Annotated in this window: 19 protein-coding genes; 17 read left to right on the top strand and 2 right to left on the bottom strand. The window is 38.3% G+C overall.

Going from position 1 to position 18,900, the window contains the following annotated elements; all coding sequences use genetic code 11:
• Positions 1 to 17: 17 nt before the first annotated feature.
• Both EHQ47_RS10085 and EHQ47_RS10090 read left to right on the top strand, forming a co-directional pair.
• Positions 18 to 887: a 3'(2'),5'-bisphosphate nucleotidase CysQ gene (locus EHQ47_RS10085; RefSeq protein WP_135749634.1), complete on the top strand. Its 870-nt coding sequence runs from the start codon at positions 18 to 20 to the stop codon at positions 885 to 887.
• Positions 881 to 2,014, top strand: a complete 1,134-nt coding sequence (locus EHQ47_RS10090) for a glycosyltransferase family 4 protein (RefSeq protein WP_135749635.1) — start codon at positions 881 to 883, stop codon at positions 2,012 to 2,014. Before EHQ47_RS10085 ends, EHQ47_RS10090 begins: the two co-directional genes overlap by 7 nt.
• On the opposite strand, the gene EHQ47_RS10095 is transcribed toward EHQ47_RS10090, so the two are convergent.
• Positions 2,003 to 2,311: a hypothetical protein gene (locus EHQ47_RS10095; RefSeq protein WP_135777125.1), complete on the bottom strand. Its 309-nt coding sequence runs from the start codon at positions 2,309 to 2,311 to the stop codon at positions 2,003 to 2,005. The two genes, EHQ47_RS10090 and EHQ47_RS10095, sit on opposite strands and share 12 nt — an antisense overlap.
• Positions 2,312 to 2,388: 77 nt before the next feature.
• Between EHQ47_RS10095 and EHQ47_RS10100 the strand changes: the two genes are divergently transcribed.
• The 3 genes from EHQ47_RS10100 (at position 2,389) to EHQ47_RS10110 (ending at position 5,753) form a co-directional block, all read left to right on the top strand.
• On the top strand, positions 2,389 to 2,922 hold the full coding sequence (locus EHQ47_RS10100) for a TlpA family protein disulfide reductase (protein ID WP_244290295.1): 534 nt from the start codon (positions 2,389 to 2,391) through the stop codon (positions 2,920 to 2,922).
• A 135-nt stretch (positions 2,923 to 3,057) separates the two neighbouring features.
• Positions 3,058 to 4,992 (top strand): AMP-dependent synthetase/ligase, encoded by a 1,935-nt coding sequence (locus tag EHQ47_RS10105; RefSeq protein ID WP_135777126.1) that lies wholly within the window; start codon positions 3,058 to 3,060, stop codon positions 4,990 to 4,992.
• 89 nt (positions 4,993 to 5,081) lie between these two features.
• Entirely contained in the window at positions 5,082 to 5,753 is a 672-nt protein-coding gene (locus EHQ47_RS10110) for an LIC11631 family protein (protein ID WP_135777127.1), read from the top strand.
• Here EHQ47_RS10110 and EHQ47_RS10115 read toward each other — a convergent pair.
• On the bottom strand, positions 5,737 to 6,288 hold the full coding sequence (locus tag EHQ47_RS10115; protein ID WP_341867459.1) for an LON peptidase substrate-binding domain-containing protein: 552 nt from the start codon (positions 6,286 to 6,288) through the stop codon (positions 5,737 to 5,739). The two genes, EHQ47_RS10110 and EHQ47_RS10115, sit on opposite strands and share 17 nt — an antisense overlap.
• Before the next feature lie 114 nt (positions 6,289 to 6,402).
• Between EHQ47_RS10115 and rfaE1 the strand changes: the two genes are divergently transcribed.
• The 12 genes from rfaE1 (at position 6,403) to EHQ47_RS10175 (ending at position 18,900) form a co-directional block, all read left to right on the top strand.
• A complete protein-coding gene (gene rfaE1, locus EHQ47_RS10120; protein WP_135749640.1) occupies positions 6,403 to 7,419 on the top strand; it encodes a D-glycero-beta-D-manno-heptose-7-phosphate kinase in 1,017 nt (338 codons plus the stop codon).
• Complete coding sequence (gene rfaE2, locus EHQ47_RS10125; protein WP_135693237.1) at positions 7,416 to 7,904, top strand: D-glycero-beta-D-manno-heptose 1-phosphate adenylyltransferase; 489 nt, start codon at positions 7,416 to 7,418, stop codon at positions 7,902 to 7,904. Before rfaE1 ends, rfaE2 begins: the two co-directional genes overlap by 4 nt.
• 63 nt (positions 7,905 to 7,967) lie before the next feature.
• Positions 7,968 to 9,590: a CTP synthase gene (locus tag EHQ47_RS10130; protein ID WP_135749641.1), complete on the top strand. Its 1,623-nt coding sequence runs from the start codon at positions 7,968 to 7,970 to the stop codon at positions 9,588 to 9,590.
• 1 nt (position 9,591) lies between these two features.
• Entirely contained in the window at positions 9,592 to 10,437 is an 846-nt protein-coding gene (kdsA, locus tag EHQ47_RS10135) for a 3-deoxy-8-phosphooctulonate synthase (RefSeq protein ID WP_135749642.1), read from the top strand.
• A 10-nt stretch (positions 10,438 to 10,447) separates the two neighbouring features.
• The gene (gene lptC, locus EHQ47_RS10140; RefSeq protein WP_135749643.1) at positions 10,448 to 10,993 is read left to right on the top strand and encodes an LPS export ABC transporter periplasmic protein LptC; all 546 of its coding nucleotides are present in this window, start codon (positions 10,448 to 10,450) and stop codon (positions 10,991 to 10,993) included.
• Positions 10,990 to 12,327, top strand: a complete 1,338-nt coding sequence (locus EHQ47_RS10145; protein ID WP_135749644.1) for an LptA/OstA family protein — start codon at positions 10,990 to 10,992, stop codon at positions 12,325 to 12,327. The genes lptC and EHQ47_RS10145 overlap by 4 nt, the downstream gene beginning before the upstream one ends.
• A 55-nt stretch (positions 12,328 to 12,382) precedes the next feature.
• Positions 12,383 to 13,090 carry an LPS export ABC transporter ATP-binding protein gene (gene lptB / locus EHQ47_RS10150; protein WP_135592366.1) on the top strand — a complete coding sequence of 236 codons (708 nt, stop codon included), beginning with the start codon at positions 12,383 to 12,385 and terminating at the stop codon, positions 13,088 to 13,090.
• Complete coding sequence (gene rpoN, locus EHQ47_RS10155; protein ID WP_135749645.1) at positions 13,091 to 14,512, top strand: RNA polymerase factor sigma-54; 1,422 nt, start codon at positions 13,091 to 13,093, stop codon at positions 14,510 to 14,512.
• A 4-nt stretch (positions 14,513 to 14,516) separates the two neighbouring features.
• A complete protein-coding gene (gene hprK / locus EHQ47_RS10160; protein WP_135749646.1) occupies positions 14,517 to 15,485 on the top strand; it encodes an HPr(Ser) kinase/phosphatase in 969 nt (322 codons plus the stop codon).
• Positions 15,460 to 15,735, top strand: a complete 276-nt coding sequence (locus tag EHQ47_RS10165; RefSeq protein WP_167483280.1) for an HPr family phosphocarrier protein — start codon at positions 15,460 to 15,462, stop codon at positions 15,733 to 15,735. The genes hprK and EHQ47_RS10165 overlap by 26 nt, the downstream gene beginning before the upstream one ends.
• A complete protein-coding gene (locus EHQ47_RS10170; RefSeq protein WP_135777128.1) occupies positions 15,725 to 17,548 on the top strand; it encodes an LIC_11548 family sensor histidine kinase in 1,824 nt (607 codons plus the stop codon). Before EHQ47_RS10165 ends, EHQ47_RS10170 begins: the two co-directional genes overlap by 11 nt.
• Positions 17,548 to 18,900 (top strand): sigma-54-dependent transcriptional regulator, encoded by a 1,353-nt coding sequence (locus EHQ47_RS10175; RefSeq protein WP_135749648.1) that lies wholly within the window; start codon positions 17,548 to 17,550, stop codon positions 18,898 to 18,900. The genes EHQ47_RS10170 and EHQ47_RS10175 overlap by 1 nt, the downstream gene beginning before the upstream one ends.

Raw genomic sequence — 18,900 nt, forward strand, 5'->3', positions numbered from 1 at the left:
TTACTGATCAGGACGGAATGGAAGAAAAAGATTTTCAGGAAGTTTGGCGGTGGGTTCTATCAGTTGGAGATTCTATTCTTTCCATTTATAAATCAGACTTCCAAATTCGCGACAAAGGTGGCAACGACCCTGTTACCGAGGCTGATTTGTTTGCAAGTGAGTTTCTTTTTGAAAAAATTTCTTCACGTTTTCCGAACCATGGTTTTTTATCAGAAGAAAAAACAGATACAAATAGACGTTTGGACAAGGAATGGGTTTGGATTTTAGATCCTATTGATGGAACTCGTGAATTTGTAAAAAAAAATGACCAGTTTGCTTTGAGTTTGGGCCTTGTTCGTAATGGTGAAGCGGTTTGGGGAGTGATATTTAATCCTGCTACTGGAGAATTTTTTTCCAAAATTAGAAATACTTTTTTTGCGAAATTACAACCTCCATTTTCCACAGAAGAAAATTTTAGAACTCTCGTGGTGGAAAGCGGTTCCGTATTGCACCCGTTAGAGGAATCAAAACCTGTTCCTAATAAACCCGTTTTACTTGTGTCTTTATCGGAAATGAAAGAAGGACTTTTCTCCGATTCTTTTTGGCAGGAAGATTTTGAGATTCGATCCATGGGAAGCATCGCTTATAAATTGGGGCTTTTGTCTGCAGGATTTATTGATCTAATTGTTTCCTTAAAACCCAAAAACGAATGGGACATTTGTGGAGGCATTGCTCTTTTGGATGAAGAGAATTTCACTTCTTTTCCTTTAAAGGACAAAGGATATCTTTTTAACCAGTCCAATACCTTATCTTATGGATTGGTTGCTGGTAAAAAAACTGCTGTCCAATATTTAGAATCCAAAATAGATATCCACCAATTATCCCTCAAGGTAAAGGAACGATGGTAAAAACCAAACGAATTGGCCTTGATGCGAGGCCTCTTTCCACTCGAGTTTCTGGAGTGGGAAGATTGATTGCAGAAACACTAAAAGCTTTTCCACACAAAGAAGAATATGATTTCTTTTTGTTTTCGCATTTACCCATTCACGAAGACCACAAAGCTGTATTGTCATTGTCTAATATCACTTGGGTGAATGGTGGGGGTTTTTTAAAATGGAAAGGTGGTTTGTATTACAATCTATACATTCCGTTTTATTTATTAAAACATCGTTTGGATCTTTTTTGGGGATCTCAACAAGTTTTACCACCTTTTTTGCCAAGTTCCTTAAAAGCAGTTCTTACATATTGTGATTTGGTTTTGTATTTGTATCCAGAAACTATGCGTTGGATCGCAAAAGTTCAACAAAGGTTATTTCAAAGATACTCTGTTAGGCGATCAAGTTTTATTCTATCGATTTCGAAACAAACAAGCACTGATATGTGTCTCAAATTTGGTTATCCAGTGGATCAAACTGGTGTTTCGTATCCAGGTGTGAATCCGATCGAGATGACAAAACAATTGGAAACAAAAATTTCCAATCGAGTAAAAGATTTGGGAACAGATTTTCTGTTATCAGTTTCCACAATTGAACCAAGAAAAAACTATCCATTTTTACTAGAAGTCTTTCGGGAATACCGTAAGACTGAACCACACCATTACAGGCCTTGGGTGATTGTGGGAAAAATTGGATGGGAATCACCTGAGTTTATCGAAGAGTTATTACAAGAACGCAGTTTGTACAAAGACATCCATATTTTGGATTCTGTTTCTGATTCTGAATTACAACATCTCTACAAAAGAGCAGGTTTATTTGCTTTTGCCAGTAAATACGAAGGGTTTGGGATTCCCATGGCAGAAGCTATCTTTCATGGATTGAATTGTGTGGTTTCTGATATTCCCACATTTCATGAAATTGGAAAAGATGGAGTTACCTATCTTCCATACAAAACGAAAGAAGATGCAAAACTTTGGGCCGAGACAATTAAAAAGTATTTTGAAAATCCGAAACCATTAACAGTATCAATTTCTGAATTTACTTGGGAAAACGCAGCAAAAATCACAGAAGAAGTTTTTAGAAAGGTTTTAGAGGAATGAGAATAATCCCTTCTTTTTTGTGACCACTCCAGAATAAAGAATTTTGGATTTGTCTGACTTTGGAAGGACGTGCAAATGAAACCGGTCTTTTGTCATGGCTTGGATTTCACATTCCCAGTCGGCATTTTGTGCCACCAATTTGACTCGGTCACAAAGCACTTCCGATTCTAGAATCCAAACAAATGAAAATTCAGATTTTCCACGTTTGAAATGAGTTTTGATTTCTTTGGAATTTGCTTTCCAGGTAACGGTTGTTTCATCCCCTGTTTCATAGGGTTGAACGCTCGAGGGAATCATAGAAATTCCTTTCCCTGTCCAGTTTCCCTTTACGTAATCATTCCATTCGTCTAAGTTGGAGAAGTAATTGTAAATCAATGAATTCAAATAATATGACCCAAACTTTGCGATACGTTAAATCCAGTTTTTATCTAATGATTCTCCTTTCTCTCCTTTTTTGTAAACCAGAGGGAGAACCTAACGATTTTTATCCTGAACCACTCCAAACAATCCAAGGTAATCCAGAACGAATGGAGGATTGGAAAGGGAAGGTTGTTGTATTAGATTTTTGGGCCACTTGGTGTGAACCTTGTGCAAAGGCAGTACCGACGATCAACAAATGGAAATCCTCTGTTTCCGAAAAGGACTTTGTCTTTCGAGGAATCAACACTGACACAACGGAGCCGTTGGAAAAAATTAAAAAGGATATGGATCGATTGAAGATGAGTTACCCCACCTTACTGGATAAAGACTGGAAAATGACAGATTTTTATCATGTAGAAGGAATTCCTTGCCTTCTTGTCTTTGATCGGTCAGGAAAAATTGTGTATCGGCAGTACGGACTGATTGGGTCTGACCTTTCAGGACTTGTCATTCGTTCACATGTTTGGGCAAACTCTGATCTGCCATAATTGTGCAATGCGAAACAACATTTTGATTTTCCATTGAATTCAATGACAAGATTGAAAATGTCTTGACTCATGTTCGTTAAAAAAGTCCCTTAAAGATACCTTTTTACGTTTTCTTTTGAGAAAGGAGTCAGAATAATGCCAGCCAATTTGCCCGAACTCTTCCAGCAGAGTGCTGAAAAATTTGGGAACCGCCCCGCGTTCGTCAGTAAAGACGAATCTAAGTCCTATCAACCCGTCACTTTTAAAGAAGTATATGATCTTGGTATCAACTTAGCAGAAGCTCTCATCGATTTGGGTGTAGCTGCTAAGGAAAATGTTGCCTTGCTTGCTGATAACCGATTGGAATGGATTGTTTCCGATTATGGAATCCTCATGGCCGGTGCAGCAGATGTTCCTCGCGGAACCGACATTACCGATTCAGAAATTGCTTATATTCTAAACCATTGTGAAGCAAAGGTGATTTTTCTTGAGAATGATAAAATGCTCGAGAAATTCCAAAAGAACCGCTCTCAATTAGAATTTGCAAAAACACTCATTGTTATGGATAAAAAATCCACTGCCACTGGTGTTTTAAAACTTTATGATCTAATTGAAAAGGGAAAAGAACTCCGCGCAAAAGGTTCTAAAAAAGCAGAAGAGCGAATGAAAGCAATCGCTCCTGATGACCTCTTTACAATTATTTACACTTCTGGAACGACAGGGATGCCAAAAGGTGTTATGTTGAAACATAGCAACATGATCCACCAAACATCCGTCATTCTAGGTAGTATGATCGAAATCAAACAAGATGAAAGAATGTTGTCGATCCTTCCTGTTTGGCACGTATTCGAAAGAGTTTTTGAGTATCTAGCCATTGCGGCAGGTTGTGCGACATACTACACCAACGTTCGTGATTTGCGAGATGACATGAAAAAGGCTAAACCTACTTTTATGGCTTCTGCGCCAAGACTTTGGGAAAGTATCTACAACGGAATTTATACAAGAATCAACGATCCAAAACAAACTCCAGCTCTACGCCGAGGTTTGTTCAATTTGGCTTATTTTTTCTCAAAACATTTTAATGCCGCTACAAGGTTTTTAAAAGGAAACCAAGTGGATTACGTGGGAAGAAATCCCATTGTTTCCCTTTTCAAAGGTTTTTACTATTTAGCTGTGGCGATCATTTTGGCCATTCCATATTTCCTTTTGGATTTAGTGGTTCTTTCCAAAATCCGTGAGGCAACGGGTGGGGAACTGAAAGCTTCAGTTTCCGGTGGTGGAGCTCTCCAAAGACATGTGGATGCTTTCTTCAATGATATTGGAATCAATGTTTTGGAAGGGTATGGAATGACGGAAACTTCTCCGGTCATCTCGGTTCGTACTTTCAAAAAATTAGTCCAAGGTTCAGTTGGGGTCATCACTCCAGAAACTTCCGTTCAAATCCGTGATGATTTGGGAAAGGTTCTCACTCATGTAGACGCCAACCAAAAACTCATTTCTGGAAAATATGGGGCTCGTGGGGTCATCCACATCCGTGGACCACAAGTGATGAAAGGGTATTATAAAAATCCAGAAACCACTGCTAAGGTTCTAAAGGATGGTTGGATGGATACGGGAGATATTGGAATGTTCAATTTCAAAAAGACCCTGACCATCACTGGCCGTGCGAAAGATACGGTAGTTCTCCTTGGTGGAGAAAACGTAGAACCAGTTCCAATTGAGGACAAACTGACAGAGTCTCCTTATATTGCACAAGTGATGGTGATTGGACAAGACCAAAAGAATTTGGGAGCACTTGTGGTTCCTGATTTTGATAAGTTGACTGAGTGGGCAAAAGAAAACGGAATTTCTGAGACTGACAAACAGAAACTCATTGAAAATCCGAAGGTTCTCGATTTCTACAAAAAGGAAATCAAAGCCCTAAACAATACCAAAACTGGATTTAAATCTTTTGAACAGGTAACTCCTTTTATCCTCATTACCAAAACCTTTGAGGTGGGCGATGAGTTGACAAACCTATTCAAAATGAAACGCCACTTGATCACAGAAAAATACAAAGATAAAATTGCTGCTTTGTATGCTGGTGATTAAGGATTAAGAAGGTTTAAATTTCTACCGCCCAGAGAAATTCCGGGCGGTTTTTCCTCTTCCCTTTTTCCCTTCCCGTCGATATACTAACTGTGAATCGATCGGACGGATCTTTAGTTTCCTCATCTACAGGCGTTTTTTACCCCTACCAACACCAGGACTTTTATGCGATGGATTCTTTGTTTTTATCGCACATGAAACAAGAAGAGGTTTGGGACTTCCAATCTGTGACCCAAGTGCATCTCGGTTTTTTAGGATTTCTTACCTTAAGAGGTTTTTTACGGGAGAATTTATCCTTACCCAAACTCCAAGTGAAAGGTCTTTCGAAACATTGGAAAACATACTTAGCCAAAGTAAATTTTTTTGGAAAAGGGGTCCCTTGGGAATCCCAAGAATTCATTCCCAATTTAGTTTCTGATTCTCTCATCCCAGCCCTTACCTTTGGAGGGAAAGGGCATTGGGTTCGTGAATTTCACTGGGAGAGGGTGGAGAAAGATACAACTTCGGTTTTCTTTTCTGCAACCAACAAACAAAGCGAAGGTGACATCGCCATCAGTGATTTGATGAAAGATTTTTTACAATATTCTCAAACCCATCACTACTTGGAGCGGGCATACATCCGCAAAGAAAACTCTAGTTATTTGTATTTGAATTCAAAAGAAACGAACCCAAGGGTGTTTTTTCGCGAAAACCCAACGGATTTACCCGAATTTTTATTTTTAGTGGCAGAGTTAAAAACGAAGTCTTCTACTCACTCAAATTAAGGCCAAGTAAAACCGCTTTGAGAAGTTCTGCTTTGGTTTCCAAATGAGTGGTTTCTAAAATGGTTTGTTTGGTTTTAAAATCAAAATAAATAAGTGAGGCGATAAAATCCACCGGATAGGGATGGACTAAAATTTGATTCATTTTCAAAATTAAATCTTCTTCGGCACCTTCAGCAAGTAAGATCCGTTTGGTGAGAACAAGTAACTCTTCTATTTTTTCTTTTAATGTTTCCGAAACATTTTTATTTCTTTGGTGTTCCCTACGGACAATTTGTGCAATATAAAACGGCTCTGTGGAATCCAAACTAACAATCTCAGCCGTCCCAATCCCTTCTAAAATGATATTGGATCTCCCATCAGGTAAGGATTCTTTTTGGATGATATGCCCATACCCCACAACTTCTGGGATGGGAGGGAGTCCCGCACCAATCCAATTTTTCGGGTAGGGAGCCATTCCCAATTCCCCACCATTTTCCATACAAAAGTCGAGCATCATCCGGTATCTGGGTTCGAAGATATGGAGAGGCAAAAACATTCCCGGAAACAGAAATACATCTGGCAAAGGAAAGAGAGGTAAGGGGAAGGTTGACACAGAGAAAGGTTTTAGATTCTCTGTTTAGTTGTAAACCAATTCAAGGATCTGGCTTTGTTGAAAATAAAGAAAACTTCACTCCGTAAATCATTTGAGGATTTAGGCAAAATCAAAGTGCTTGTGATCGGAGATTTGATTTTGGATGAGTATTTGATTGGTTCTGTGGAACGAATTTCCCCAGAAGCACCAGTTCCAGTCGTTTGGGTTCGCAACGAAAAACAATCCTTAGGTGGATCGGGCAATGTCGTTCAAAACTTATCTTCCATTGGAGTTTCGGGTGTTGTGTTTGGAAGGATTGGAGAGGACAAAGCAGGAGAATCTTTGGAAGGACTACTCCGTTCCCATTCCGTTGCAGAAAACGATTTAGTATTATTAAAATCCAAAACTTTACCTACCATTTTAAAAACAAGGATCATTGCCACCCACCAACAGATTTGCCGGGTAGACCGGGAGGAAGTGGTTCCTCTCACCAAAGAAGAAGAAAGTTCCGTTCTCAATCAATTGGAGATAAAACTAAAAGAATGTTCTGCTGTGATTTTATCAGATTATGATAAAGGTTATCTCACACCTTCTTTGATTCAATCGGTGATTCGACTTTGTAACCGAGAAAATAAAATTGTGACGGTGGACCCACAAGTCAGTCATTTTTTCCTATACCAAAATATTCATATTATGACACCCAACCACCATGAAGCAGGGAAGGCATTGGGTAGAAAACTAATTAGTGATTCTGAAATTGAATCTGCTTGTCGAGAAATTTCAGAAAAACTCACACCCGAAGCCATGATGATCACTCGAGGGGAAAAAGGGATGTCTATTTTTGAGAGAAAAACGGACTCCTTTTATCATATCCCCACTGTTGCCAGAGAAGTATTTGATGTGACAGGTGCGGGAGATACAGTCATTACCACTTACACTGCCTTTGTGGCTACCGGAATGTCCATCGCTGATGCAGCTCTTATATCCAATGTGAGTGCAGGGATCGTTGTTGGTAAGTTAGGTGCTGCCACCGTCACACAACCGGAAATTGAAGAAGCTTTGCAAACACTAGGTTATTTGGATGTAAACCAATGAGTTTTTATGATACATTAAATTCAAAAATTGTTTCTTTCGATCAAATTGAATCCAAAAGAAAGGCTTTGGAAGGGAAACGAATTGTATTTACCAATGGGTGTTTTGATATTTTGCACCCAGGCCATGTGAGTTACTTAGCCCAAGCAAGGGATTTGGGGGATTTGTTGTGGATTGGGGTCAATGAAGATGCAAGTGTTAGGCGACTTAAAGGAGAATCAAGACCCGTCAATTCTTGCGAAGATAGAATGTTTGTACTTGCAGGACTCTCTTCGGTTGATTTTGTTTCTTCTTTTGCAGAAGATACGCCACTTGAAATTTTGAAAAAAGTAAAACCATCTATCCATTCCAAGGGTGGGGACTACCAAGTGGAAACCCTTCCGGAATACCAAATTTTAAAAGAGATGGGAGCGGATATTCAAATTTTGCCTTTTGTCTCAGGAAAATCCACAACCAAGATTTTAGAAAAAGCCAAATCTCCTTCCTAAACGTATTGATTTTGGACCCAAATCTCGCCACTCTGTAAAAAACATTCTTTTTTGAGGTCCATTTTGTCCAAGACCAGATATATTTTTATTACCGGTGGCGTTTCCTCTTCTTTAGGAAAAGGGGTTACCGTTGCAGCTCTCGGTTGTTTGTTAGAAGCCAGGGGTTATACCGTCTCTTTACAAAAAATGGATCCCTATATCAACATTGACCCAGGTACGATGAGTCCGTACCAACATGGGGAAGTGTATGTGACGGAAGACGGAGCAGAAACAGATTTAGATTTAGGATATTACGAAAGATTTACAAAATCTAAATTTTCTAGAAAAAATTCCGTATCCACAGGCCAAATTTATCATGCGGTGATTGAAAGGGAAAGAAAAGGTGATTACTTAGGAAGAACCGTACAGGTTGTACCACATATCACTAATGAAATTCGAAACCGAATTTATAACTTAACACGAGACCAAGAAACGGATTTTGTAATTGTGGAAATTGGAGGAACGGTTGGTGACATTGAATCTGTTCCTTTTCTAGAAGCCATCAGGCAAATGCGTTATGAACATGGTGCAAGCCAAGTATTGTTTTTGCATTTAACTCTTGTTCCGACCATTACGGCAGCGGGCGAAGCAAAAACGAAACCAACACAACACTCGGTAAAAGAACTTCTAGCTCTTGGAATCCAACCAGACATTTTGATTTGCCGTATCAATAAACCAATGTCCAAAGAGATGAAAAATAAAATTTCTCTCTTTTGTAACGTAAAAGAACAAAATGTAATCTCTGCAGTTGATATTGATACTTCGATTTATGAAATTCCTCTTATGTATCGGGAAGATAAATTAGATGAAGTGGTTTTAAACGCACTTGGTATGGATCTCCGTAAACTAAATTTTTCCCAGTGGGAAAATATGGTCAAAAAGATTCGAAATACAAAAAAGACCGTAAAAGTAGCGTTAATTGGAAAGTATATTTCCTTACAAGATGCCTATCGTTCTGTTTATGAATCTCTTGCTCATGGTGGGATTGCCAATGACGTAGAAGTAAACGTTGTTAAAATCAATCCAGAAGATATTGATTCTAAAAATATCAAAGAACTCCTCAAAGGTGTTCATGGAGTTTTGGTTCCTGGTGGATTTGGGGAACGTGGGATTGAAGGAAAAATTGCTGCAATTCATTATGCAAGAACCAAACAAATTCCTTTTTTCGGAATTTGTTTAGGGATGCAGTGCGCCGTGATTGAATTTGCGAGAAATGTTCTTGGTTTCAAAGATGCAAACTCTACAGAATTTAAACCCAATGTAGAATACCCTGTGATTTCAATGATTGAAGAACAAAAAGAAATCGAACGAATGGGCGGAACCATGCGTCTTGGCGCATACCCTTGTATTGTCAAAAAGGGAAGTCTTGCTTATTCGGAATACAAAGCAGAACGTATTTCCGAACGACACAGACATCGCTTCGAATTCACTTTGCGTTATAAAGATGATTTTGAGAAAAAAGGAATGAATTTGGCTGGCTTTTCGCCTGATGGAAGTTTGGCGGAAATTGTAGAAGTGGCCAACCATCCTTGGTTTGTTGGTGTTCAGTTCCATCCAGAATTTCAATCCAAACCGACTGACCCACATCCACTATTTGCTGGGTTCATTCGAGCAGCATCCAAATTAGCTAAAAAAACGGAGGATTAAGATGTACGATTTAATTGAAGAAAGAGAATTTTTCGGTAAAAAAATCGGGGGTCGAAATCCCTTTTTCCTCATTTCCGGACCATGTGTGATGGAAAACAAAGACTTACTCGACAGAGTTTGTGGCGAGATGAAAGCCATTTGCGATGACTTGGGGATTGTTTATATTTTTAAATCTTCCTTTGATAAAGCCAACAGGTCTTCTATTAATTCTTACAGGGGACCTGGTTTGGAAGAAGGAAGAAAACTTCTAGATTTTATCAAAAACAAATACAATGTTCCTGTGCTCACAGACATTCATGAAACCATCCAAGTAGATCCATTAAAAGACACGGTTGATATTTTTCAAATTCCAGCTTTCCTTAGCCGCCAAACTGATCTCATTGCAAAGGCAGCGGAAACGGGAAAATGGGTGAATGTAAAAAAAGGCCAGTTTATGGCACCGGATGACACCCGTCATATCAAAACAAAAATCCAAGAATCAGGATCTGAAAGGTATATGGTAACCGAAAGGGGAGCTAGTTTCGGATACGGAAATCTAGTGTTTGACTTACGTGGAATTCCAATGATGCACAAACATGGAATTCCGATTGTATTTGATGCCACTCATTCCGCACAACTTCCGGGGGCTGCAGGGAATATCACTGGTGGGGTTCGTGAATTCATCCCTCATATGGTGCGTGGTGCCGTATCTGTTGGTGTGGAAGGACTTTTTATGGAAGTCCATCCTGATCCAGAGAAGGCACTTTCTGATGCCACCACTCAGTTTCCACTAGCAAAGGCAAAAAATCTTTTAACACAACTTCTCGAACTCGATCGTTTGGTTAAAACCAAGTTTTTAGAGGCCTAAAGCAACTTCTATGATGCGCAGGATGATGATTTCCATTTTTCTTTTGGCAATGATCAATTGCAAAGATAAGGAATACCTTCGCATCGAAGTGGAAAGAGAATCGGGTTCCATGGTTTCAATGCGTCATTTTTCTCGTTCCTCTTATAAAGATTCTGGGGAATTGGAATGGAAACTAAAAGGAGAAGAGTCTTATATTTTTCCAAAAGAAAATAAAACCATCATTTACGGTTTCGAATTCAAACAGTATGAAAAGGGAAATGCCACTTCTGCAATGACTGGAGAGCGCGGTGAGATCAATCATTCAACAAAAACAGTGCTCTTAAGTGGAAAGGTGAGACTCAAAACCAATGATGGGAAATTTATAGAATCAGAATCCTTAACTTACAATTTGGATGAAAAAACTTTATCTTCAGAAGAAGACGTTTTGGTATATTCCGATGGGACAACCATTCGAGGAAAGGGACTTCGTGCAGACAAAGGACTGAATAAATTTACCATCATCCAACCCAAAGCAGTGACTGTGGGTGGGAGTAACCCGCTGAAGGAAAAACAATGAAAAAGATAATTCTAATTTTCTGTTTTTCTATTTCTATGCTTTCTGCAAATCCTTCGCCAATACCTGTGTTATACGGATCAGAAGATCTTCTGAAAAAAGAAGATTCATTCCTTTCTCCAGATAAGAAAAAAGATAAGAAGGACAAGATCCCAGTCATTTGGGGAGGGAGCAGTCTAACTCAGGAAGAAAGAACCATCAATGGAATACCCATGAAGGTTTTTATTCTAGGTGGTGGTGCTTATATTATGCATAAAACCATCAAACTGAGTGCTCGTGAAATTGAAATCATTGGAGAAGATGCTCTCATCGGGAATTTAAAAGGTCAGGTGGTTGTGGAAGACTTTCAAAATGGAGTCACGTTGACAGCTACCAAAGGGATTTATAATAAAATAGGCGGAACGGTAAGTTTAGAAAACAATCCCGTGCTTGTGCAGAAAAAAGATGGGAAGGTCGTTAAAATCCAATGCCAATCCATAGTTCGTTATTTAGAAGAAGCCAAAACAAATTTAGCAGGTAAGGTAGTGGTGACTTCGGATGAATTCCAAGTTTTTGGTGAAGATGCTGTATTTTCCGAAAAAGAAGATCGGATTGATTTGGCTGGGGAACCATTCCTCTTTTCAGAAAATCGTTTTTTAATTGGCCAAACTCTTTCTTATTTTGTGAAAGAAGGAAACATTCAATTGGATGGAGATGCAACCATCTACCAAGTATCTTATGAAAATAAAAAAGACAAAGAAAAAGATACGACAACAAAAGAACGCGTTGTCACTTTGTTTACCGGAAAAACTTTAACTCACAAAAATAAAGGCAAAGATACTCTAACTTCTATGAGTGGAGATGCCTTTATGTATCGGAAAAATTCTGAGTTTAAAGCCAATCTTTTAGAAAGTCGTCGAAACAATAAAGATATCAAAGCCACAGGAAACGTCAGTTATTTAGATCGCGAAAACGCTTATCGTATGGAAGGTGGATTCTTATCCTATGATAAAGAGAAAGGATATTCCTATCTAACAGAAAACCCCCAAATTATTTTTTTGGACAAAAAAGAATTAAAAGAACGGGGAAAATTAACCGCTGTATTTTTGGAAAGGTTTGATGAGCGGTTTGAAACAGTGGCAAGAGGCAATGTGGAAGTAGAAACACAAACCGCCACCGCCACTGGAGAATATGCAACGTATTTTGAAAAACGGGATGAACTGGTTCTAGAAGGAAATCCGACTCTGGTAAAGGACAATACAAAGGTCTCTGCAGGAAAGATCATTCTCTTTCCTAAATCGGACAAAGCCTATCTGACAGATGGGCTGAAGGTAATACCGAATGGCGAAAAAAAGTAAAACTCAAACACAAACGCAGAAACAAGAGATTGATCCGAATGTAAAAACATTCCGGATGGAAAATCTTGTTAAAATATATAACAAACGAAAAGTAGTTGATGGCGTAAGTTTTTATATTCGAAAAGGGGAAATTGTTGGACTTCTTGGTCCCAATGGTGCCGGAAAAACTACAAGCTTCTATATGAGTGTTGGTTTTGTCACACCAGATGAAGGCCATGTTTTTATAGATAATGAAGACCTAACAAAAGCTCCCATGCATATAAGAGCCAGAATGGGTGTTGGTTATTTGGCACAAGAAGCAAGTATTTTTCGTAAATTAACCGTTGCTGAAAACTTAGAAGCCATTTTGGAAACGATGAATCTTCCAGGGGATGAAATCATTCGTCGTCGGGATGAACTCCTAATGGAGTTACAGATCATGCGAGTGGCTAACCAAAAAGGGTACACTTTGTCCGGTGGTGAAAGAAGGCGTTGTGAAATTGCACGGGCCCTCGTGACGAATCCCGATTTTATACTTTTGGATGAACCATTTGCGGGTGTGGATCCGATTGCGGTGAAAGACATCCAAAATGTCATTCAATCCTTAAAGGAACGTGGTCTTGGAATTTTAATCACCGACCATAACGTTAGAGAAACGCTAAAAATTACGGACAGAGCCTACATCATGTATAGTGGTCGAATTCTCATTTCCGGAACAGCCGATGACCTCATCAATGATCCAGAAACCAGACGAATTTATTTGGGTGAGGATTTTAAACTATAAATGAAACTCGGGGCTTCACTTTCACAACGCCAAACGCAGAAATTGGTGATGACCCAAGACTTACGCCAGTCCATTGAATTGTTATCTTTATCTACTTTAGAACTTTCTGATAAAATCCAAAATGAACTTTTGGAAAATCCATTGTTAGATGAAGTCGGGGTGGATGAAAAAACCAAAATGCCGGAACTCTTTTCTATCGATGAAGTAAAACGATTAGAAAAATTAAATCATGAAAAAAGTACCGATGTCAATTGGCAAGATTCTTATTCTTTAGAAGGCCCACGTTCTTATGATACAGAAGCTAGTGATAGAAATCAAAAATACATCGAATCCTCTACTCGTGGAGAAACATTAGAAGAACATCTATTAAATCAATTAAGGCTTATCAAACTTACCAAATTAGAATTTGAGATTGGCGAAGTGCTGATCAGTATGATTGACGATAAGGGCTTTATCACCGATGATTTGGCTATTGTTTCAAAAGAAATGGGATACCCTGAAACAAAAGTTCGACGGGTATTACAAGTTATCAATGAACTGGATCCCATCGGGATTGGCGCGAAGGATATGCAAGAGACCCTCCTCATCCAGGGAAAAATTCTTTTTCCTGATAATATCCTTTTGCACCAATTGATTGGGGAGTTTTTATCTGATCTAGAAAAAGTTGATTATAAAAAAATTGCAAAAAACCTTAAAATTACGGAAGAAGAGATCCTAATTTTAGCAAGGTTAATCAAAAAACTAGAACCATACCCTGCCACAACATACCAGGGAAGAAAAATTGATTATGTAGTTGCTGATGTAGTTGTCAAAGCGGTTGGAAATGAGTTTAATATATTCATTAACGATGAGTGGTTACCAAAACTTTCGATCCAAGAAGAATACAAAGAACTTTTAAATCATAAACTGCCTCCTAAAGAAAAGGAATATTTTCAAACAAAATATAGCTCAGCACAGTGGCTCATCCGATCCATCCAACAAAGAAGACAGACCTTACAACGTGTGGTGAGTTGTATTATTGATTTTCAGGTAGATTTTTTTCGAGGTGGGATCGGGTTTATCAAACCACTTACCTTAAAGGAAGTAGCAGAAAAACTCAATTTACACGAATCTACAATTTCTCGCATAACAACAAATAAATATATCCAAACCACTTGGGGGATTTTTGAACTCAAATGGTTTTTCTCCTCTGGGGTGAAGTCTGCAGAAGGTGGAAAGGAAAGTTCCAAAAAAATTCATGAAATCATTCGTAATTTGGTAAAAGATGAGGATGAAAACAATCCTTTGTCTGACCAAGATATCGTTGAACTCATGGAGAAAAAAGGAATTGAAATTGCTCGTCGAACAGTTGCAAAGTATAGAAAGGTCTTAAGAATCCTTCCTTCTAACGAAAGAAAAAGGATCAGTTCTTTAAAGGGGTAATCCAATGCCAGTTCCAGGGATCACTGTTGATACAATTCTTAGAGATCATGAAGACCTTCAATTGGTTTTAGTGACTGGTGAAGCTGGGCTTTCCAATCGGATCAATAATGCTGAAATCAATCGCCCTGGACTTTCTCTTACTGGATTTTTTGATTTTTTTGCTAATGATCGTATTCAAATTTTAGGCAAAGGAGAATGGGCCTATCTCAATTCTCTTGCTGAAGATAAACTCCACGAAATTACAGAGAAGTTTTTTGAATTTCATTTGAATTGTATCATTTATACGCATGGTAATGAACCACAAGTTCCGTTTGTAGAAAGAGCAAAGGCCAAAGGGATTCCTCTTTTTAAAACAGAAATTGCCACTCACAGGTTCATCACACTGATATCCCAAATTTTAGATCGGGCTCTTGCACCCCGTACGATGCGTCATGGTGTTCTCATTGAAGTATTTGGAATCGGGACTTTGCTTACAGGTCGCTCTGGAGTAGGAAAAAGTGAAACTGCTTTGGAACTAATTGAAAGAGGTCACAGACTTGTTGCGGACGATATGGTAGAGATTCGTCGCCTAAGTGAAAGTTATCTGATAGGATCTTGTTCTGATTTACTGCGTCACCATATGGAAATTCGGGGCCTGGGGATTTTGAACATCAAAGATTTGTTTGGTGTCGGATCTGTCAGAGACCATAAACTCATTGAACTCATTATCAATTTAAAAGAATGGGAAGAACAAACTTCCGGTGAATACGAAAGGACCGGAATCGAACAAAGTATGGAAGAGATCCTTGGTGTTTCTGTCCCGTACATTGAAATTCCAGTCAAACCAGGCCGAAATATCCCTATCATTGTCGAAACGGCAGCCATGAACCAACGTTTGCGTAAAATGGGGAAAAATAGTGCTAAAGAATTTTCTAATAAACTAAATACTTATATTCAACAGAATTCAATTGAAACAAATCCAATTAAAGATTAGAGAAGATAGTTCGGGACTTCATGCAAGGCCAGCCTCTTTGTTTGTAAAGATGGCTGCAAGTTTCCCTTGTGAAATTTTTGTCATTAAAGATGACATTGAAGTCAATGGGAAATCCATTATGGGTCTTATGATGTTAGCTCTTGGACCCGGGTCTATATTTTTTGTCAAAGCAGATGGAAAAGGAGAAGAGGAGGCACTTCTTGCTTTAGAAGCTTTGGTTGGTCGAAATTTTGAAGCCAATGCCAATTAGATTCTTTAAAATACTACCAAGATTATCCGATGAAAATCGGTATTATCTTCGCGATATTTTTATCTTTTTTCTGACCATAGTTGTTTCCGTAGTTTTTTCAGAGTTTGTTTTTTTTCGCCAGGAAGAAGACATTTCTTTTTTTTCCAAGTTGGATACTTATGTATTCATCCTAATTCCATTTTTTGTACTTTCACTAATCCTTAGTTATGTTTATCGCAATCGACGTAATAGAGAGACTGGGAAAATTAGAAGCTCCATCCGTTACCGACTAACACTTGCTTTTCTATTTGTTGCCCTAATCCCATCATTGCCTATATTTATTCTTTCTTCCAATTTGACGGGTAGGTTGATTGAAGGGTTTTATCGTGTTGATATTTCCAATGCCCTCAGATCTGCCAATTTGATCATCCAAAATGAGGAAAAAGAAATTGAGACAGAATTTATAAGCAAAGTAGGTATTTTGCGTTCTAGGCTGAAAGGGATAAAACCGGACGGATACTCTGTATTCCAAAAAAGCATACAAAACGGATTGTTTGAGAAAAATGAGTATTATTTAGGTTTTGTTGAATCAGGAAAACTCGGTTTTGAATCTAGAGGTTTGTTTCGTAATTTCAAAGGATTGGAATTTGTAGAATCAAAACAAAACGGAATCTTTGTGAGTCGGTTGTATTTAAGTGATCGTTCTTATATCCTTTGTAAATTTTTTCTGGGACAAGGAATGGAAGTTTATGTTGGACAAAGAATCCACAAGGGTTTGGAATCAGATGTTCAGAATATTGTCAATGCAACTTCTACCTATGAAAAGGTAAGTTTGTGGAAAGAAAAAATTCCTTTTAGCGTTCGGATCACCATTGCTTCTTTTTCATTTGCAATGTTTCTAATTGCCATTTTGTTTTCCTTTTTATTTGCAAGACGTATCTCTCGGCCCATCATTCATTTGGCAAATGCTACAAAAAAAGTTTCGTTAGGTGAATCTGATATTCGTTTAGAAAAAACTGAAGAAGGGGAGATGGGAATTCTGATTGATAGTTTCAATCAAATGGTTAGTGACTTAAATGCAAAGTCAGAAGAACTTATGCATACCCAAAGGATTGCTGCGTGGAAAGAAGTTGCGCAAAGGATGGCCCATGAAATCAAAAATCCGCTCACTCCTATTCAACTTTCTGCACAAAGGATCCAAAGAAAATTTCAGAATCCAAAATCAGAAAATTTAGAATCAGTTATTTTTGATGCGACAGATACAATCATTGGTCAAGTGCGCGTTCTCGAACATCTTGTCAAAGAATTTAGCGAATTTGCAAGAATGCCTGTTCCTGTACTTATTAATCAAAAACTAAATCCCATTTTGGAAGAGGCAGTTGCCCTTTTCAAAGACACTACCGATATTGAATTTGAATTAAAATTAGCTGAAAATCTTCCTGAAGTATTTCTCGACAAACGATTGTTCCTTGGTGTCATCAATAACTTAATTAAAAATGCTGTTGAGGCCATTCAATCCGCAGAAAATCCCAAAGAGGAAATGGATATTTTAAGTCTGAAACGGAAAAAAATTCGAATCATGTCAAAATTACAAAAGAAAGCACTTCGCAAATCCATTGTGATTGAAATTGATGATTCGGGACCCGGTCTAAAACAGGAATGGAAAGAAAAGATATTTGAACCTTATTTTTCTACAAAAGAAAACCATGGATCAGGGATTGGCCTTGCCATAGTTCAAAAAACTATTATTGACCACCACGGACACATTGTTGTCGAAGATTCTAAGTTAGGTGGTTGTAAGTTTAGAATCGAACTTCCTTTGGATAGTCACTGATGCAAAAATTGATATATATACTTGATGATGAAAAAGAAATCAGAAAATCCCTGCGGGTGATTTTAGAAGACGAAGATTATTCAGTGGAAGATTTTGCTAATGGAAAATCTCTACTCAAAGCTTTATCTAAAGAAAGGCCATCGCTGGTTCTATTGGATGTTTGGGTTGGAAAGGAAGATGGACTTTCTATATTAGATGAATGCAAAAAATTATATTCCAGTTTGCCGATTGTGATGATTTCGGGACACGGAACCATTGAACTTGCAGTGAATGCTACTAAAAAAGGTGCCGTTGATTTTTTGGAAAAACCACTCTCCATCGAAAAGGTCATCCAAACCATTGAGTCTGCTTTAGAAAAAACCAAAGACCATGCGATTCCCGAATTTCAACTCGAGGTAGACGAAATTTTAGGAGAATCTGCTCCCATCAAACGTGTTAAGTTTGCTATCTTTCAGGCGGCGCAAACCAATGCTCGTGTTTTTATTTCTGGCGAAAACGGAACAGGGAAAGAACTGACAGCAAGGGCCATCCACCAAAATTCCAAAAGAAAAAACGAACCATATATTGAATTCAATTGTGCCTCAGTTCCTGAAGAAACCTTAGAACAAGAGTTATTTGGTTCTGAAATACAAGGAAAGCATTCAGTTCCAGAAATCAAAATCGGAAAATGGGAAGCTGCTGGGAATGGAACTTTGTTTTTAGATGAAGTTTGTGATTTACCACTTTCCATTCAATCCAAAGTTCTAAAGGTAATCCTTGAACAAAAATTAGAACGTATGGGTGGAAAGGAATTTGTTCCCGTCGATGTTCGAATCATTGCTGCCACCAACTCCAATGTGGAAGAGGCCATCAGGGAGGGACGATTTCGAGAAGATTTATACTATGCATTGAGTGTCATTCCATTGGAATTACCTCCGTTACGAGAAAGAAATTTGGATATCCCTTTACTTGCGGAATTTTATCTGAATAAATCCATTTCTGAAAATAAACTTTCTCCAAAAACCATTGACAGAGAGGGTCTTGATGCCCTCACCACTCATTTTTGGCCAGGGAATGTAAGAGAACTTGGAAATATTTTGGAACGTTTGAGTATTCTGGTTCCAGGGGATACCATCCGAGCCAAAGATGTAAAGGAAGCCCTCCACGGATTTAAAAAAGCAAATGAAATGGTGGCTCGTGGGGATTTAAAACATGCCAAAGAAGAGTTCGAAAGACAATACATCATCAAAACCTTACAAATATGTGAAGGGAATGTGACAAGAACTTCTAAGGCTTTGGGAATTGAAAGAACACATTTGTATCGGAAATTACGCTCCCTAAATATTTCTGTTGAACAGTTGAACGAAGGTTAG

It is taken from the genome of Leptospira bourretii, from assembly GCF_004770145.1.
In the GTDB taxonomy this organism is placed as follows: Bacteria; Spirochaetota; Leptospiria; order Leptospirales; family Leptospiraceae; genus Leptospira_A; species Leptospira_A bourretii.

What these genes read in the sequence shown, in the direction of transcription:
- EHQ47_RS10085 (WP_135749634.1), top strand. Translation starts at nt 18, where the DNA reads ATGGAAGAAAAAGATTTTCAGGAAGTTTGGCGGTGGGTTCTATCAGTT.
- EHQ47_RS10090 (WP_135749635.1), top strand. Translation starts at nt 881, where the DNA reads ATGGTAAAAACCAAACGAATTGGCCTTGATGCGAGGCCTCTTTCCACT.
- EHQ47_RS10095 (WP_135777125.1), bottom strand. Translation starts at nt 2,311, where the DNA reads ATGATTCCCTCGAGCGTTCAACCCTATGAAACAGGGGATGAAACAACC.
- EHQ47_RS10100 (WP_244290295.1), top strand. Translation starts at nt 2,389, where the DNA reads ATGAATTCAAATAATATGACCCAAACTTTGCGATACGTTAAATCCAGT.
- EHQ47_RS10105 (WP_135777126.1), top strand. Translation starts at nt 3,058, where the DNA reads ATGCCAGCCAATTTGCCCGAACTCTTCCAGCAGAGTGCTGAAAAATTT.
- EHQ47_RS10115 (WP_341867459.1), bottom strand. Translation starts at nt 6,288, where the DNA reads ATGTTTTTGCCTCTCCATATCTTCGAACCCAGATACCGGATGATGCTC.
- rfaE2 (WP_135693237.1), top strand. Translation starts at nt 7,416, where the DNA reads ATGAGTTTTTATGATACATTAAATTCAAAAATTGTTTCTTTCGATCAA.
- kdsA (WP_135749642.1), top strand. Translation starts at nt 9,592, where the DNA reads ATGTACGATTTAATTGAAGAAAGAGAATTTTTCGGTAAAAAAATCGGG.
- lptC (WP_135749643.1), top strand. Translation starts at nt 10,448, where the DNA reads ATGATGCGCAGGATGATGATTTCCATTTTTCTTTTGGCAATGATCAAT.
- EHQ47_RS10145 (WP_135749644.1), top strand. Translation starts at nt 10,990, where the DNA reads ATGAAAAAGATAATTCTAATTTTCTGTTTTTCTATTTCTATGCTTTCT.
- lptB (WP_135592366.1), top strand. Translation starts at nt 12,383, where the DNA reads ATGGAAAATCTTGTTAAAATATATAACAAACGAAAAGTAGTTGATGGC.
- rpoN (WP_135749645.1), top strand. Translation starts at nt 13,091, where the DNA reads ATGAAACTCGGGGCTTCACTTTCACAACGCCAAACGCAGAAATTGGTG.
- hprK (WP_135749646.1), top strand. Translation starts at nt 14,517, where the DNA reads ATGCCAGTTCCAGGGATCACTGTTGATACAATTCTTAGAGATCATGAA.
- EHQ47_RS10170 (WP_135777128.1), top strand. Translation starts at nt 15,725, where the DNA reads ATGCCAATTAGATTCTTTAAAATACTACCAAGATTATCCGATGAAAAT.
- EHQ47_RS10175 (WP_135749648.1), top strand. Translation starts at nt 17,548, where the DNA reads ATGCAAAAATTGATATATATACTTGATGATGAAAAAGAAATCAGAAAA.